The 12,482-nt window shown below is 63.9% G+C and carries 14 protein-coding genes; 6 read left to right on the top strand and 8 right to left on the bottom strand.

From position 1 onward, the window contains the following. Nucleotides 1-19: 19 nt before the first annotated feature. The 6 genes from JHW38_RS13040 to JHW38_RS13015 all read right to left on the bottom strand — a co-directional run bounded on the left by JHW38_RS13040 (nucleotide 20) and on the right by JHW38_RS13015 (nucleotide 6,060). A complete protein-coding gene (locus tag JHW38_RS13040; protein ID WP_207521758.1) occupies nucleotides 20-682 on the bottom strand; it encodes a class I SAM-dependent methyltransferase in 663 nt (220 codons plus the stop codon). A gap of 189 nt (nucleotides 683-871) precedes the next feature. Then, a complete protein-coding gene (locus JHW38_RS13035) occupies nucleotides 872-1,885 on the bottom strand; it encodes a helix-turn-helix domain-containing protein (RefSeq protein ID WP_207521757.1) in 1,014 nt (337 codons plus the stop codon). A gap of 222 nt (nucleotides 1,886-2,107) precedes the next feature. After that, a complete protein-coding gene (locus tag JHW38_RS13030; RefSeq protein WP_207521756.1) occupies nucleotides 2,108-3,421 on the bottom strand; it encodes an ATP-dependent nuclease in 1,314 nt (437 codons plus the stop codon). An 82-nt stretch (nucleotides 3,422-3,503) separates the two neighbouring features. Then, nucleotides 3,504-4,415, bottom strand: coding sequence for a hypothetical protein (locus JHW38_RS13025; RefSeq protein WP_207521755.1), 912 nt, complete (start codon nucleotides 4,413-4,415; stop codon nucleotides 3,504-3,506). Nucleotides 4,416-4,479: 64 nt separating this feature from the next. Beyond that, nucleotides 4,480-4,734 carry a hypothetical protein gene (locus JHW38_RS13020; protein WP_207521754.1) on the bottom strand — a complete coding sequence of 85 codons (255 nt, stop codon included), beginning with the start codon at nucleotides 4,732-4,734 and terminating at the stop codon, nucleotides 4,480-4,482. 669 nt (nucleotides 4,735-5,403) lie between these two features. Beyond that, on the bottom strand, nucleotides 5,404-6,060 hold the full coding sequence (locus tag JHW38_RS13015; RefSeq protein ID WP_207521753.1) for a hypothetical protein: 657 nt from the start codon (nucleotides 6,058-6,060) through the stop codon (nucleotides 5,404-5,406). Between the two features lie 444 nt (nucleotides 6,061-6,504). Here JHW38_RS13015 and JHW38_RS13010 point away from each other — a divergent pair, with 444 nt between their 5' ends. Beyond that, nucleotides 6,505-6,789 carry a hypothetical protein gene (locus JHW38_RS13010; protein WP_207521752.1) on the top strand — a complete coding sequence of 95 codons (285 nt, stop codon included), beginning with the start codon at nucleotides 6,505-6,507 and terminating at the stop codon, nucleotides 6,787-6,789. 566 nt (nucleotides 6,790-7,355) lie between these two features. Here JHW38_RS13010 and JHW38_RS13005 read toward each other — a convergent pair. Beyond that, on the bottom strand, nucleotides 7,356-8,312 hold the full coding sequence (locus JHW38_RS13005) for an alpha/beta hydrolase family protein (protein ID WP_207521751.1): 957 nt from the start codon (nucleotides 8,310-8,312) through the stop codon (nucleotides 7,356-7,358). 133 nt (nucleotides 8,313-8,445) lie between these two features. Between JHW38_RS13005 and JHW38_RS13000 the strand changes: the two genes are divergently transcribed. From JHW38_RS13000 to JHW38_RS12990, 3 genes are all read left to right on the top strand, one after another. After that, the gene (locus JHW38_RS13000; protein ID WP_207521750.1) at nucleotides 8,446-9,381 is read left to right on the top strand and encodes an AraC family transcriptional regulator; all 936 of its coding nucleotides are present in this window, start codon (nucleotides 8,446-8,448) and stop codon (nucleotides 9,379-9,381) included. Next, on the top strand, nucleotides 9,378-9,671 hold the full coding sequence (locus tag JHW38_RS12995) for a hypothetical protein (protein WP_207521749.1): 294 nt from the start codon (nucleotides 9,378-9,380) through the stop codon (nucleotides 9,669-9,671). The genes JHW38_RS13000 and JHW38_RS12995 overlap by 4 nt, the downstream gene beginning before the upstream one ends. Before the next feature lie 171 nt (nucleotides 9,672-9,842). After that, nucleotides 9,843-10,190, top strand: coding sequence for a hypothetical protein (locus tag JHW38_RS12990; RefSeq protein WP_207521748.1), 348 nt, complete (start codon nucleotides 9,843-9,845; stop codon nucleotides 10,188-10,190). Nucleotides 10,191-10,215: 25 nt separating this feature from the next. On the opposite strand, the gene JHW38_RS12985 is transcribed toward JHW38_RS12990, so the two are convergent. Further along, nucleotides 10,216-10,716 carry a hypothetical protein gene (locus tag JHW38_RS12985; protein ID WP_207521747.1) on the bottom strand — a complete coding sequence of 167 codons (501 nt, stop codon included), beginning with the start codon at nucleotides 10,714-10,716 and terminating at the stop codon, nucleotides 10,216-10,218. A 264-nt stretch (nucleotides 10,717-10,980) separates the two neighbouring features. Between JHW38_RS12985 and JHW38_RS12980 the strand changes: the two genes are divergently transcribed. Together JHW38_RS12980 and JHW38_RS12975 are read left to right on the top strand one after the other, a co-directional pair. Beyond that, nucleotides 10,981-11,625, top strand: coding sequence for a HEAT repeat domain-containing protein (locus JHW38_RS12980; protein WP_207521746.1), 645 nt, complete (start codon nucleotides 10,981-10,983; stop codon nucleotides 11,623-11,625). Between the two features lie 60 nt (nucleotides 11,626-11,685). Then, complete coding sequence (locus tag JHW38_RS12975) at nucleotides 11,686-12,342, top strand: DUF4304 domain-containing protein (protein WP_207521745.1); 657 nt, start codon at nucleotides 11,686-11,688, stop codon at nucleotides 12,340-12,342. The last annotated feature ends 140 nt before the right edge of the window (nucleotides 12,343-12,482 follow it).

The following is a 12,482-nucleotide window of genomic DNA, read 5'->3' as shown; positions in this document are numbered from 1 at the left end:
TTCCTGGGACAGGTGGGAATCAGTGGACGCGGGCGCTGAAGAAGGCGAAGCAGCCGATCGTCTCGACCGTGCAGTCGTCGAAGCGCGCGGCGAGTTCGTGGCGCAGGCCATCGGCCGTGTCGTCGCGGCAATTGACGACGCGCAGGTCGTTCAGGGCGCGCCAGGCGAGCCGGCGGCTGCGCGTGGCGGCGACCGCGTCGTTGACCAGGGTGAAGCCGAAGACCGTCGCGCCGGGGTTGCAGATCGGCCGCAAGGCATCGAACACCGCCGCCTTCTCGCGCATGTCGCCGGGCAGGCAATGCAGCAGGCCGCCGAGCGCCACCGAGTCGAACGCGGGGATGCCGCGCAGGGGCTGGCGGGCATCGCGCAGATAGGTCTCGGGGCGGTAGCGGGACAGCCGCCGGGCGGTGAACCCCAGGCAGTTCGGCTGCAGGTCGATCAGCGCCAGACGCGGGGCCGGCACGTCGAAGCCGCACCGGTCCAGGCAGTAGCCGGTGCCGACGCCCACATCGGCGTGATTGGCCCGCAGGTGCCTGCGGTAGGCGGCGACGAAGGTCTCGGCCGGACACTCCCACACATGGCGGGCCAACAGGCCGACGATCAGCGGGTCGTACAGGCGCAGGCCCAGTTGGGTGTAGGCCTTGATGCCGTCGCTGGCGGCGTAGGGGGCAGGAAAGGACACCAGAAGCTCCATCGGCGGGTTCGATGGAGCGAGGTTGACGGACCCCGGCGAGGCCGCGCTTCCGGACTGATCAGTCCGGATCGCATTGTTCCCATGCCCTTTGCCGTCAACGACTTGCGGGACTCCTGGAAGATCATCCCGGAGTCCGGAGCCGTTTTTCCCCGCGCGCTCGCGCCGCGGCAGGCGCCGTCAGGAGCCCTTCGCGTTCGCCTTGCGGTAGTCGCCGGGCGACTGCCCGGTCACTTCCTTGAAGGCGGCATAGAACGTCGACTGCGACTTGAAGCCCGTGTCCATGCCGACGGCGAGGATCGACGCGTTCGGCTCCGCCACCAGCATCGCCTTGGCCGCCGCCACCCGGCGCTCGCGCACATAGCGCGGGAAGCCCATGCCCAACCGCGTGTTGACCAGTTCCGACAGCTGGTGCCCGGTGACGCCGAGATCCGCGGCCAGCGTGCTCAGGGTGAGCGCCTCGTTCCGGTAGACCTTCGGATCGGCCATCAGCGCGGCCAGCCGGGCCAGCAGGCCGTCGACGTCCGCGTCCCGCAGCGTGGACTTGCCGTAGCGCAACTGCGCCGCCTCGGTGAGGTCGGCGATGAGGTCGGGATGGGCGATCAGCGCGACGACCATGATCGCGAACGCCGCGCCGATCGCGTAGCAGTAGAAGCGATAGAACCAAACGGGGTCGATGTAGGGCAGCGCGAAGCCGAGCGCGAGCACGCCGACCGCGAAGGCGGACATGACCCCGAACCAGAAGAACTCGAAGCGGAACTGCTTGCGCTGGGCGCGCAGGCCATAGACCAGGCGGCCCAGCCACAGCGCGAAGCCCGCGCCGACCGCGAACAGCATCGGCAGCGACACGTCCAGCCGCGGGATCAGCAGCAGCGCGATCGGCAACAAGGCCAGCAGCAACGCCGGCCGGAACGGCTCGTCCGGCAGCAGCGCCCAGCGCCCGAAGAAAAAGAACGACGGCGGCGCCACGAACAGCGCGATCCGGTAGGCGAGGGTGTCCAGCGGTGCCGGCCCGCCGGTGAAATAGAGCAAGTGTCCGAGCTGCAGTGCGACCAGCGCGCCCAACAGGACGGTGCACGACAGGATCGAGTACGCCGACTTGCCTGGGATCTTGAGGAAGGCTACGTACGTCAGCCAGAGCAGCGCGGCGACGACGATTGAGAAGCCGGCGATGGCGAGGCTGAAGAGCTCCATTTACCTGGGTGTCGCCTGGGTTGTCACTGCGGGGATTGTAGCCGTAGGGGAGCGACGCGAGGATTCGTGAAGGGGGTCAGCAAACTAGCGGCGAGAACGCCCAACCGATATCAGCGATGGGAGCGGAGCCAGAGGCCAGATGTCCGCTTTCGGCCAGAAGCGGACATCAAGCAACGCCTGAGCTAAGTCGCGCCGCGGCGCGGAGTCGGTTTGGACGAATTGTTAGACCACTCTTGCGTTGAGGGGCTCAAGGAGCAGACTCTCGAAGTCTGGATGATGCGTCGTGGCTGGTGTGAGTAGTGCACAGACCTTGTCTGCCAACTCGTTCTTCGTGTACGAGATGCCGTTCTTGGAAATGACATCGCCAGCAATCTGTAGTTCGCCACCCATGCCGTACACGGACTCGATGATAGATGGCGGGTAGTAGTACTCAATGCCGTTGAGGGGCCACGTAACGACGTTGGCACGCTCAATCCCCATTTGCTGTAGTTGCTCGGGGAGTCCGGCCGCATGAACTGCGTCAAGAACCACGAAGACGCGATCCTTGTATGGGCTCTTCTGCAGGTCTCCGAAAATTCCTTTCGCGATGTTAAGCACTTCCTTAATTCGCGAATCTGAATTCGCCTGAATTACGCTGATTTGTGCAGCAGGAAACTTTAAGGTCGCAGTTCTTTCAATGAACTTGTGGTCAGTCTTTCCCTCGACGAGAACGATCGCCGAAGGCAGATACAGGGTCTCAAATCGGTTGCCGAGCAAAAAGAAGTGAATCTTGTTTAGTTCTGCTTGTGTCGCGACTCGCTCAGCGTTAATGATGTCGCCAAGCTTTGAGACCATGTAGTTATTGCTCACGTTTCGACGGTCTAGGAAGACGGTAGAATGGGTGGCAAAGACAATCGTACGGATGTGCGAGAAGAAGCGTTCGCGGTGCTGGCGATCAAACAGGAAGTCGGCTAGTACTCCCTGTGCTTCTGGGCTAATGCCAAGTTCCGGTTCGTCAATGAGAAACGTGTCGTATTCTGTGTCAAGAAGACTCGTGAGTAGAGTAGCGATAAGTCGAAAGCCAGAGCTTGTGTAAGAAAGATTGTGGCCATTGCACGAGATGTACAGCTGGGACATCGAGTTGCCAGCGACGGTATGCAAGATCTCTAACTTTGCCCCAAGCAACAGGTCGATAATCTCTATGAGCTTGGCGCGTTGCACATCGGACAGCTCGGCAACCGCTTGCTGAAGGTTTATCGGCGAGTTGTCCGTGTTTTGCTGTTGTTGCGTGAACATGCTCAAGAACTGGCTGTATCGCTCGCTTAACCGATTTCGGTTAGGCGTATAGCTTCCGAGCACATTGAAATTCTGGTAGCGGGCCGGGCCTATATACGATGCCTTGACTCCCCACTGCTGAGCCAGAGTCTTGAGAAAAAACGATTTGCCGCAATTGTTGCGGCCAACGAGTACCGAATACTCCGACTCGCGAATTGCCTGAATGCTCGTCTGGGCGGCGTCGGAAAACTGGGTGTTCGGCTTCTGATCGTACGAGTACACACAATCTCCATTAGAGTGGTCTAATGCTTGAATTAAGCCGAGCCGCAAACAGAATCGGCTCGCATGAACTGTCAGAGAGCACTCATGTCTTGTAATTGGTTTGAAAGGATTTGTAGAAATCTTTCCACAATCCTAGGCGCTGCACTTCTTTAGGTGCTTCGTATTTGTCTGTGACACCGACTCTGTATCGCTCAATCAAGGCTAGATTAAGAACCGCCTCTGGCGATTTGTAGGCGGCAGTGGAGCATTTTTGTGGGTTGTCTAGGTTCTGACACACTAGACGTAGAAATCCATCTATCCCGAGAAGCTTCAAACACTTTTGATTGCAGTCTGCAGCGATGGTTCTGATTACGTCAGAGCAGCAAATCGCTAGAGTAGGATCAACGAATATTTCTTCGTTTCGCTCGTAAGTTGGAGCTGAGGGGGTGGTGCGCTCAAGTAGCCCCTTCATGCCAGCTTGAAAAGCTTGATCTTTCGAGTGGTCAGAAAGTGCGAGAGAAGCACGTGAGGATCTATGGGCGAGGCAGTTGCGAATCAGTCGAAAGTATTTTAGTGCAGGGAGTATGGATGTGATTCCGGTCGTAGGCCAAGAGTAGCGGTTGTAAAGGGTCTCAATCGGCTCGGCTTGGTCATTGTCAGCGACTTTCGGTTGTCTCGCTACAGGATTTCCCTTTGCTTCAAATCGAGAAATATCTGCTTCCAAGCCGGTCAGGAAGTCATCAAGTGCAGAGAAGATAGCCACGATGGCATACGCGCCTACAGAGCAGTAGATTCTTTTGTAGATATCAAGATCGAGTTGATGCACAGGTGGGGAATTCCACGCCGGATGAGATCTTCTTATCAGTTCACCCAGGTGGCGAGGATCGATGTTTGTGCTGGCGGCGTCGGCAAGCAATATGATCCCGGCAGTGGAGGACTTGATGTGAATATTCAAGTTTTCATGGAAGTAGTGGAGCCCTCGAAATGCGTCTAATTGAGCGCGAGATAGGTCCATCTTGAGCGCCTTCTAACGCCTGAATTAAGCCGACCCGCGAAGCGGGTTCGGCTTGAATGAATTGTTATGCCCCATCTTTGGATTGCAGACGGGTGATGTGGTCGAAGGCAGCAAGTTTGGCCTCGGCTGGAGACTTGTAGTTGCGACGAGCGTGTAAGACAGTTGAATTATCTAGTGCCGCCAGGGTGTAGGCCCAACCGTCGCCGCGCGGGTAAACGGTAATACGGAATCCATCCGAAGTGATATGTGGATTGCCTTTTGCCGAAACTTTCCAAGCACGCGAAGTCCAACGCTTGCGCTTTGCTGCGCGGCTTTTCATAGATGCTTCACGGGCTCGTGAGGCCGCTACGTCGCCCTCCATGTGACCGGCACATACACACCCAACCTCAAGAACGTCCGGGTAATCTGGGTGCTCCATGTGATGGACGTAGCGAATAGTCTGCGACTCGCACATCTCACAATCGATCTGCGGTTCTCCAAGATCCTCAATATCTACGCAAGCCCAGCCGAGATGCGGTACTCCGGCTACAGACCACTTGCCGCGCCTGTGCGCGACTAGCTCTTCTTCTGTGAGCGGTTTAGTTGTCGCCATGGGGCCTAACTACCTAGTGGCCGGATCCCGGGGTCCGGTTATACGACTTATCACAGCGCACCGTATGGTGGGCTATCCCCTTGATACCGCTCGATCTTAGGTCCGCTGGGTCCGGCCATCAAGCCGACGTATAGCCGGACCCAGCAGGGTGCGGAGCGTGCGCTTCGGCGGATGTCCGCTTTGGGTCGAAAGCTGCCCTGCCCTAACCTCCATCGAATTCCAGCCCTTCGTTACGGGTTTCAGGTTGGCTCACCCAAGAGGTTGCCCCACTGCTCCGCCAAGCGCAGCCACTCTACAAATGGCGATCATCGATATGGTTGGCTGGTGAGCTATTACGCCGAGGTCAGTAGAGTTATGGGCGGGATTTGGTCGCTAATGCAGATCGACGACTAGCCATCAACCTACCGGCTTCTCGAATATGCGTCGACGCCGGATCCGGACCTGATCCCGCTCGAGTTCAATCAGCAGAAGCGCCCCACCAAATCCGCCACCAAGCGAGTCACCCTTCGCCTTGGCGGCGTTGTACTGTGCACGCGCTACGCGCTCCATCGCAGCAACGCTAGAAACCGGCTTGCGCAGGGATGGGGCGATGATGTCACCAGGTGCAATTATTCCGGTAGCCGAGATTGGCTCAGCGCCGACGTCGCCGGCTTCGCCTTGCTTGGTGAACAGAATACCTCGCATTCGTCCTGCACTTTTCGACCAACCGACTAGGCCGACTTGAATATTGTGACAGTGGGGAGACGACAGCACTTCCGGAGGGGCGCCTTGATCAATTCGTTGCTGGTGGCGAATCTTGAGAGTTTCCACGATGAGGCGGGGCATCTCGGGCTCTATCACATCGAAATCGATGTAACACTGAGCGGCAAGGCACTCCGCGAAGAGAATGGCGCCCGCCGCGGTATCTCCACGCCAGCCCATGAAGAGCCCCGACTCCGGCAACACTCCGAACTTGTTCGCTTCGAAGCTCTTGCCCCCTTGACTGTTGACAACGGTGGTGTCCATTCCGATCAACGCTCGATCGGGTCGCACGAAGATGTTGAGGATCGTCAAAATCCACTCTCCTGGCGGGCTTGCCCTCTGCGGAGAGGTTATCCCCGCTTTCCCGGTAGCATCAGAGCCAAATGCGTCCGCTTTGGGTCGAGAGCGGAGATTGTCGTCACCAGACTAAAGCTTCCGGAATGTCCTCTGTAGTGATACGTATTTGACGGATAAATTCGGACGTGTCTGATTGACGGTCGTTGGATGGCTCCGCAAAGTCCCGATCACGGAGCCTCTAATCTCCGCTCGAAGCGGTACCCACCTTACGTAAACGGTGGGTTTTTCATGTCTGACGTTTAGACATGCCGATGCGGCTTCCTGCGTCGGGAGGGCGGCTAATACAAGACCCGCAAGGGGAATACGCCCGCCGGCTTCGAGCGGTTAGAGCCTCCCGACACCCCGCCGGCCGCACGCCGCGCCGCGCGGGTTTTCCGCTCAAGGACAGGAGTGCCGCGTATGCCCCGTAAATCCGACTCCACGCCCCCGCACGAAGGGGTGGTGATGCCCGTTGACGCGTTCAAAGCGCTTTCCGCTTTCCAGCAGGAGTTGCACGGGATCGTGCGGACTTTGCAGCCGGAGGTGTTGGTCGAAATCGGTTATCCCGCCGGGCAGGACCATCGCTTGCTGCGGGAGGTGTTCCAGGCGCTGGCGCGGCGGCTGGATCCGGTGATGGATGCCTGTGTGTGGTCGCCCGTCGGGGACGAGGGGGCGGGGCCGGCGCCGTCGCGGCGTCTGCACTGACGCGTGGGGGCCTTGCGCCGGTAGCGGGCGGGGCGGTTGCGGCTCGCCCTGTCTCGCCGTTGCTGCGGCGAGACAGGGCGTCGGCCCGGGCCGCGCCGATCGCAAGCCAAAAAGCCTTGCGCGCGAGCCGGAAGGCGTCGCGCGCAAGGCTTTTTGGGTCGCGGTCGGACGGTTTTGGCTCGCCCGCAAGCCGCGCCGCCCCGGCCGCAAGCCCGCGCATCCCGGCCGCAAGGCGATTCGCTTCGCGCGCAAGCTGCGGAGGCTTGCGCGCGACGGTTCACGTGTTGCGTTCGCAAGGCGTCGAGCGTTGCGCGCAAGCCGTTTGGCCTGCGCTTGAGGCGCGGCGGCTTGCGCTTGGTGCGAAACGGCTTGCGCGCAAGCCGTTTTGGCTTGCGGGCGCAACGCTTCGGACGTTGCGCGCAAGCCAAATACGTCGCGCGCAACCTGCGCGGGCTTGCGGGCGGGTATCGGCGCGTCGCGCGCAAGCCGCGATGGCTTGCGGCCAAGGCGGCGCGGCTTGCGCCTGGGTAGCCGGCACTCGCCACCGCCGCAACCCGCAACCCGCCTTACTTGCTTTGCACCGCAGCCACCGGCTTGTCGGCCTTCGCCAACTCCTCCACCACCGCCGGCCAAGCCGAATCCTGCGGATACAACGCCGACCGCAAGTACGCCCAGCTCAACCGCTGCATATCCGCCAACCGCTGCGGATCCTCGTCGGTGGTCTCCTTCGCGTCGTACCCGCTGATGCCGCCATACAGATGCTCGGCGCCGAACACGGTCAACAGCGTCTTCGGCGCCGGGCTCAGCCGATACGGGTCCGCGCGCCAGTCCTGGCGTTCGGAAAAGAACGGGTGGAAGTCCCTGTCGCCGGCGACGACCAGCATCGGCAGGGTCATGGGGGCGAAGTCGTTGCCCTTGAGTTCGGGGTAGTTTTCCGACGCCCACGCGGCCAGATCCGCGCCGTCGCCGGGGCCGCCGAACACCACGGTGGCCTTGAGGCGCGGTTCGATCAGGTCGACGGTTTCGCCGTTGGCTGCGGTCATGCGCATGCCCGCGAGCATGCAGACGGTGTGGCCGCCGAGCGAATGGCCGACGGCGGCGATGCGGGTGGTGTCGAGGCGCCCGGCCAGGAACGGCACGGCGGCTTCGAGGGCGTCCAGGCGGTCGAGGATGTCGCGCAGGTCCTGCACGCGCGAGCGCCAGAACAGCGGGCCTTCGGGGCCGGTCGGGTCGAGCGCGAGGGTCTTGGAGTCCTGGTGGGTCGGCTGGATCACCACGAAGCCGTGCGCGGCGTAGAAGTCGACCAGCGGGGCGTAGCCGCGGGTGGAGGACAGGTAGTTGGAGCTGCCGTGGCCGTGCGACAGCAGCACGATCGGCAGCGCGTCGCCGCTGGCCGGGGCGGTGACGCGCAGTTCCAGCGGGGCGAGGCGGCCGGGCACGTCGAAGCGGACCGGGTTGAACGACAGGGTCGGGGTGGCGGCGGGGACCGGGGCGCGGTCGGGTTTGATCGTCGGTTCGCTCATGGGGCGGCTCCTGGGGATGAGGGCCACGCCGCTTCCCCGAAGGCGAAGGGCGGGGCGGGAGTCGCCACTGTAGACAGCCGCTGCCGGACGCTACATAGTCGAATATCCGTAAAACACCATGGATCGTCCGGTCTTGACCGATCCCCTCGCCGAAGTCGTCTCGCTGCTGCAACCCAAGGCGGCGCTGTCCAAGGTGGTCAGCGGCGGCGGCGCCTGGCGCGTGCGCCGGCCGGGGGGCGAGCGGCCTTTCTATTGCGTGGTGCTGGAGGGGGCGGCCTCGCTGCAGGTGGAGGGCGGGGCCGCGGTCGAGCTGGCGCCGGACGATTTCGTGCTGGTCCCGGCGCTGTCGGGCTTTGTGCTGTCCGGCGGCGGGCCGGCCGGCGACGACGGCCCCGATCCGGATGCGGCGAGCGTGCGCGACGGCGAAGTCCGGCACGGCGATCCCGACGCGCCGCCGAACCTGAGCGCGCTGGTCGGCCACCTGAGCTTCGGCTCGCCGGACGCCGCGCTGCTGCGGTCGCTGTTGCCGCAGCTGATCCATGTGCGCGGCGATCCGCGCCTGGGCGCCATCGTGCGTTTGGTCAGCGAAGAAGCGCGCCATCAGCGCCCGGCGCGCGAGGTCGTGCTGGCGCGGCTGCTGGAAGTGATGCTGATCGAAGCGCTGCGTTCGTCGTCCGGCACCGCCGCGTCGCCGGGCTTGCTGCGCTGTCTGGCCGATGCGCGGCTGGCGGCAGCGGTGCGGCGTTTGCACGAGCAGCCGGCGCGCAGTTGGACGGTGGCTTCGATGGCGCAGGAGGCCGCGTTGTCGCGGTCGGCGTTTTACGAGCGCTTCAACCGGGCGATGGGCGTGGCGCCGATGGAGTATCTGCTGTCGTGGCGGATGGCGTTGGCGAAGAATTTTCTGCGCCAAGGGCAGGACGGGCTGACGGCTATCGCCGAACGGGTGGGCTACGGGTCGGCGAATGCGTTGAGTGCCGCGTTCACCCGGTTCGTCGGTGTGGCGCCTACGCATTACCTGCGTTCGCTGGCGGCGGAGCCGGGGAGCGGTGGGTTAGGATCGGTCCCATGAACCGACTCGGTCACATCGCAACCGTCGCTATGTTCTGGCTGCTCGTCGGCCCGTTGCTGCTGAGCGAGGGCAAACCGCCGCTGGCGATCGCGACCGGGCTGATCCTGATGACCGCGCCGTGCTTCGCCGAAGGCTGGGTGCGGTCGCGCCACCTCGCACGGGCGGCGACGCGCGGCCCCGGCGCGGGCGCGGACGGGGTGTCGCGGCCGTTGCTGCGCGATATCGGAATCGCGGCGCTGGCGGGTTTGGCCTGCTGTGCGCTGGCGCTGTGGGTGTGGCTGAACTTCTGAGCGGATGGGCTCAAGGTCCGGCGTATAGCCTCGCGCCAGCCCCCGAACCGCCGCGCCGCTCGCCCGCCCTCACGGCCGTTCGCCCCCCGATTCCCCCACTCGACATTTAATCCCCGCGCCCGCCCGGGCCCGGCGATAGCGTGCGATGGCACCCCCATCGAGGCCACCCCCATGCTGACGTCGAGCGATTTCATCCAGGCCGTGCGGCCGGCTTTCATGGTCTATGCGTTGGCCATGGCCTCGACGGGGGCGGCGCTGCGGTTCGCGCCGGAGGATGCGCGGCAGGCGCAGGCGCGCATGCCGGCGGCGCTGCACTGGGTCGAGCGGGCGCAGCGTTCGTGGACGGGCGTGCGGGTCGAGCATCCGGTGGCGCTGGCCGCGCGCCACGCGGCGCCGTTGCGCGAGGGGTTCCGGGTCTACACCGGCCAGTGCGCGCACGGCGCCGCCGACGCGTTGCCCGCGTCGGCGGCCGCCGTGCACGGCGCGTTCGTGGCCGGCGCGCTGGCCGGCCTGCCGTAGCCGTCGTTGCGTTGTGCGGCGACGCTCAGTAGCCGCCGCGGCCGAGGAAGCTGGCGCCGATCGTGCATTGCTTGCCGCACGAGTTGCACTTGTCTTCGGCCGCCTTGAACTTGGCCTTGTCGCCGGCCGACAGCTTGGCGAATTCGTCGGCGAACGCCTGCGAGCCGACCTGGGCCTGACGCATCAGCCGCTCGGTGACCGGGGTGGCGTCCATCGCCAGTTCGTACATGCCGTCGCAGCTCTTGTAGCAAAAGCCGTCGTGCACGGCGACGGTGTCGCGCGAGCCGATCACGCCGGCCTTGATCATGATGTCGCGGCAGCTGCGCGAGGCGTCGGAGAGGAAGCTGTTCATCGCGCAATTGCCGTTGCTGCAATGCAAACCGGCATCGCAGGTGGCGACGATGTCGGAGTCTTCGCCGCAGGCGCCGCCGAGCTGGCGCACGACGTTCTTCTTGCCGAGGGCATCGCCGGCGAACGCGGCGACGAGCAGGACGACAACGCACAACATCGGAAGGCTGCGGCTCATGGTCTTCTCCGGTGGGGGACGACGGACGGCGCGCGCCGCGAGTGCGGCCCGTAGGCGACGGCGCTTGCGCGCGAGGGACTGGCCTGGCTGTGCATGGCGGCGCGATGGGCCGCCGTGGGCGATGGTAGGGGCGCGGCGCGGGCGGCCGATGTGATTGGTTTGGCAGCGTGAGGGGCGGTGAGGCGGGACGCGGACGGCGGCAACGACGGCGCCGGGTTTTCGCTAAGCTGGCGGCCAGCGCCAGCACGGAGCCGTCGCGCCGCCATGACCGATCTGACCATCGAAACCACCCGTTTCCGCGAATGGGCCGGCGGCGGGCTCGGCCCGCGCGAGGGCCAGTGGGAGTGCGACTACAGCCAGTGGCCGGCGTGGCACCGCGCGGTGCTGGACTGGGTCGTCGGCCGCCATCCGCGCGGCTGGTCCGAGGCCGAGACCGGCCATGTGCTGTACGCCATCGCGCGCGACAACGACGCGCAATATCTGGTCCGCGAAATCCGCAAGCGCCGTCCCGGCACGCTGCGCTTTCTCGCGCGCGCCGCGCTCGCCCACGGCGAGAGCGACGCGCGTTGGCAATTGGCGGTGGAGCTGGGCCATCTGAGCGGCGACGAAGAAGCGCAGGCGCTGTTGTTCGCGCTGGCCGGCGACCGCAGCGAGTACGTGCGCCGCCGCGCGATCCGCTCGCTGGCCGGCCTGGGCGTGCGCGCGGCCGAGGAGCTGGCCTGGGCGGCGTGGCATCGCGACGACGACGATCAGGAATGGGCGCGGATGTCGGCGTTGGAGTGTTTGCGCGAGTTGGGGTCGGCGCGGTTCGAGGAACTGTTGACGCAGGCCTTGCAGGACAACCGGCCGTTTCTGCGCCAGTTCGCGGAGCGGATGCGGGTCGCCGATGCGGAAAAGTCGAAATACTGACTTGGGATTGCGGTAGGTTGATGAATGGCCGTTCGGCCTGATTTGGCAAGGGATTGCATAGTGAACGAAGACGATCAGCGCTCCAGGCCCAACGCCGGCGGCGTCCCGCGAAAAGCGCCGAAAGCCAGGGACATCATCGCCGCCATAGTCGATCATCGTCTGGCGGGCGAGCTCAAGACGCGCGGATTCCGCAAGAAGGGTTTCGTTTTCACGCGCCGTCATGGCGAAACCGGGCAAGTGATACGCCTTGATCTTTCCTCGTGGAACTCGGACGACCGAGGGATGTTCGGCGTATCGGTCGCGGTCATGTTCGACGCCATCAAGCGGATCCGGGGGCAAGAGCCGCCGAGGTTGCCGGGTCCCGGCAATTGCGAATTCTTCTCCGACTTGAGAGGGCTGGTCGAGGGTTCCCCGCCGACCTGGCAGGTCGATGAGCGCGTCGATATCGTCGAGATGTCGGAGAAACTCTGCGGCTTCGTCGTCGACGGCGTGTTGTCCCGGCTCGACCGTGTCGAAACGCTGAGCGACTTCGAAGCCACCGGTTGGGTCCCGGCGATGCCTTGGCGGTTCCCGGCGATTTACGCGTATGCGATGGGGCGATGGGACGAGGCCGAGAAATTGCTGCGGGAGGAGGCGGCGTTCTTCGCCGATCGCGGCCTGACCTATGAGCAGTTGGTGGAATGGTGCCGGCTTCCGGGTTTGAAGGCCGGTCCGTGATCCGTCATTGGCGACGTTTCGGGTTTCGGCGGTAGCATCCGCTTTGCTTCTGCCGCCGCAGACTTCGCGATTGCGATTGCCGGCCGCATCGAAACCAGGGTTTCCCGTGAAGCCCGAACAACCCTGTTGGCGTCGCGCCA

The organism is Lysobacter enzymogenes, from assembly GCF_017355525.1.
Classification (GTDB): domain Bacteria; phylum Pseudomonadota; class Gammaproteobacteria; order Xanthomonadales; family Xanthomonadaceae; genus Lysobacter; species Lysobacter enzymogenes_C.
Note: the sequence above shows the minus strand (reverse complement) of the source record. Positions and strands in the feature narration are given on the sequence as shown.

Excerpts from the sequence above, each read along its gene's own strand:
- JHW38_RS13035 (WP_207521757.1), bottom strand. The coding sequence starts at position 1,885 with ATGGAGCTCTTCAGCCTCGCCATCGCCGGCTTCTCAATCGTCGTCGCC.
- JHW38_RS13025 (WP_207521755.1), bottom strand. The coding sequence starts at position 4,415 with ATGGACCTATCTCGCGCTCAATTAGACGCATTTCGAGGGCTCCACTAC.
- JHW38_RS13020 (WP_207521754.1), bottom strand. The coding sequence starts at position 4,734 with ATGAAAAGCCGCGCAGCAAAGCGCAAGCGTTGGACTTCGCGTGCTTGG.
- JHW38_RS13010 (WP_207521752.1), top strand. The coding sequence starts at position 6,505 with ATGCCCCGTAAATCCGACTCCACGCCCCCGCACGAAGGGGTGGTGATG.
- JHW38_RS13005 (WP_207521751.1), bottom strand. The coding sequence starts at position 8,312 with ATGAGCGAACCGACGATCAAACCCGACCGCGCCCCGGTCCCCGCCGCC.
- JHW38_RS12995 (WP_207521749.1), top strand. The coding sequence starts at position 9,378 with ATGAACCGACTCGGTCACATCGCAACCGTCGCTATGTTCTGGCTGCTC.
- JHW38_RS12990 (WP_207521748.1), top strand. The coding sequence starts at position 9,843 with ATGCTGACGTCGAGCGATTTCATCCAGGCCGTGCGGCCGGCTTTCATG.
- JHW38_RS12985 (WP_207521747.1), bottom strand. The coding sequence starts at position 10,716 with ATGAGCCGCAGCCTTCCGATGTTGTGCGTTGTCGTCCTGCTCGTCGCC.
- JHW38_RS12980 (WP_207521746.1), top strand. The coding sequence starts at position 10,981 with ATGACCGATCTGACCATCGAAACCACCCGTTTCCGCGAATGGGCCGGC.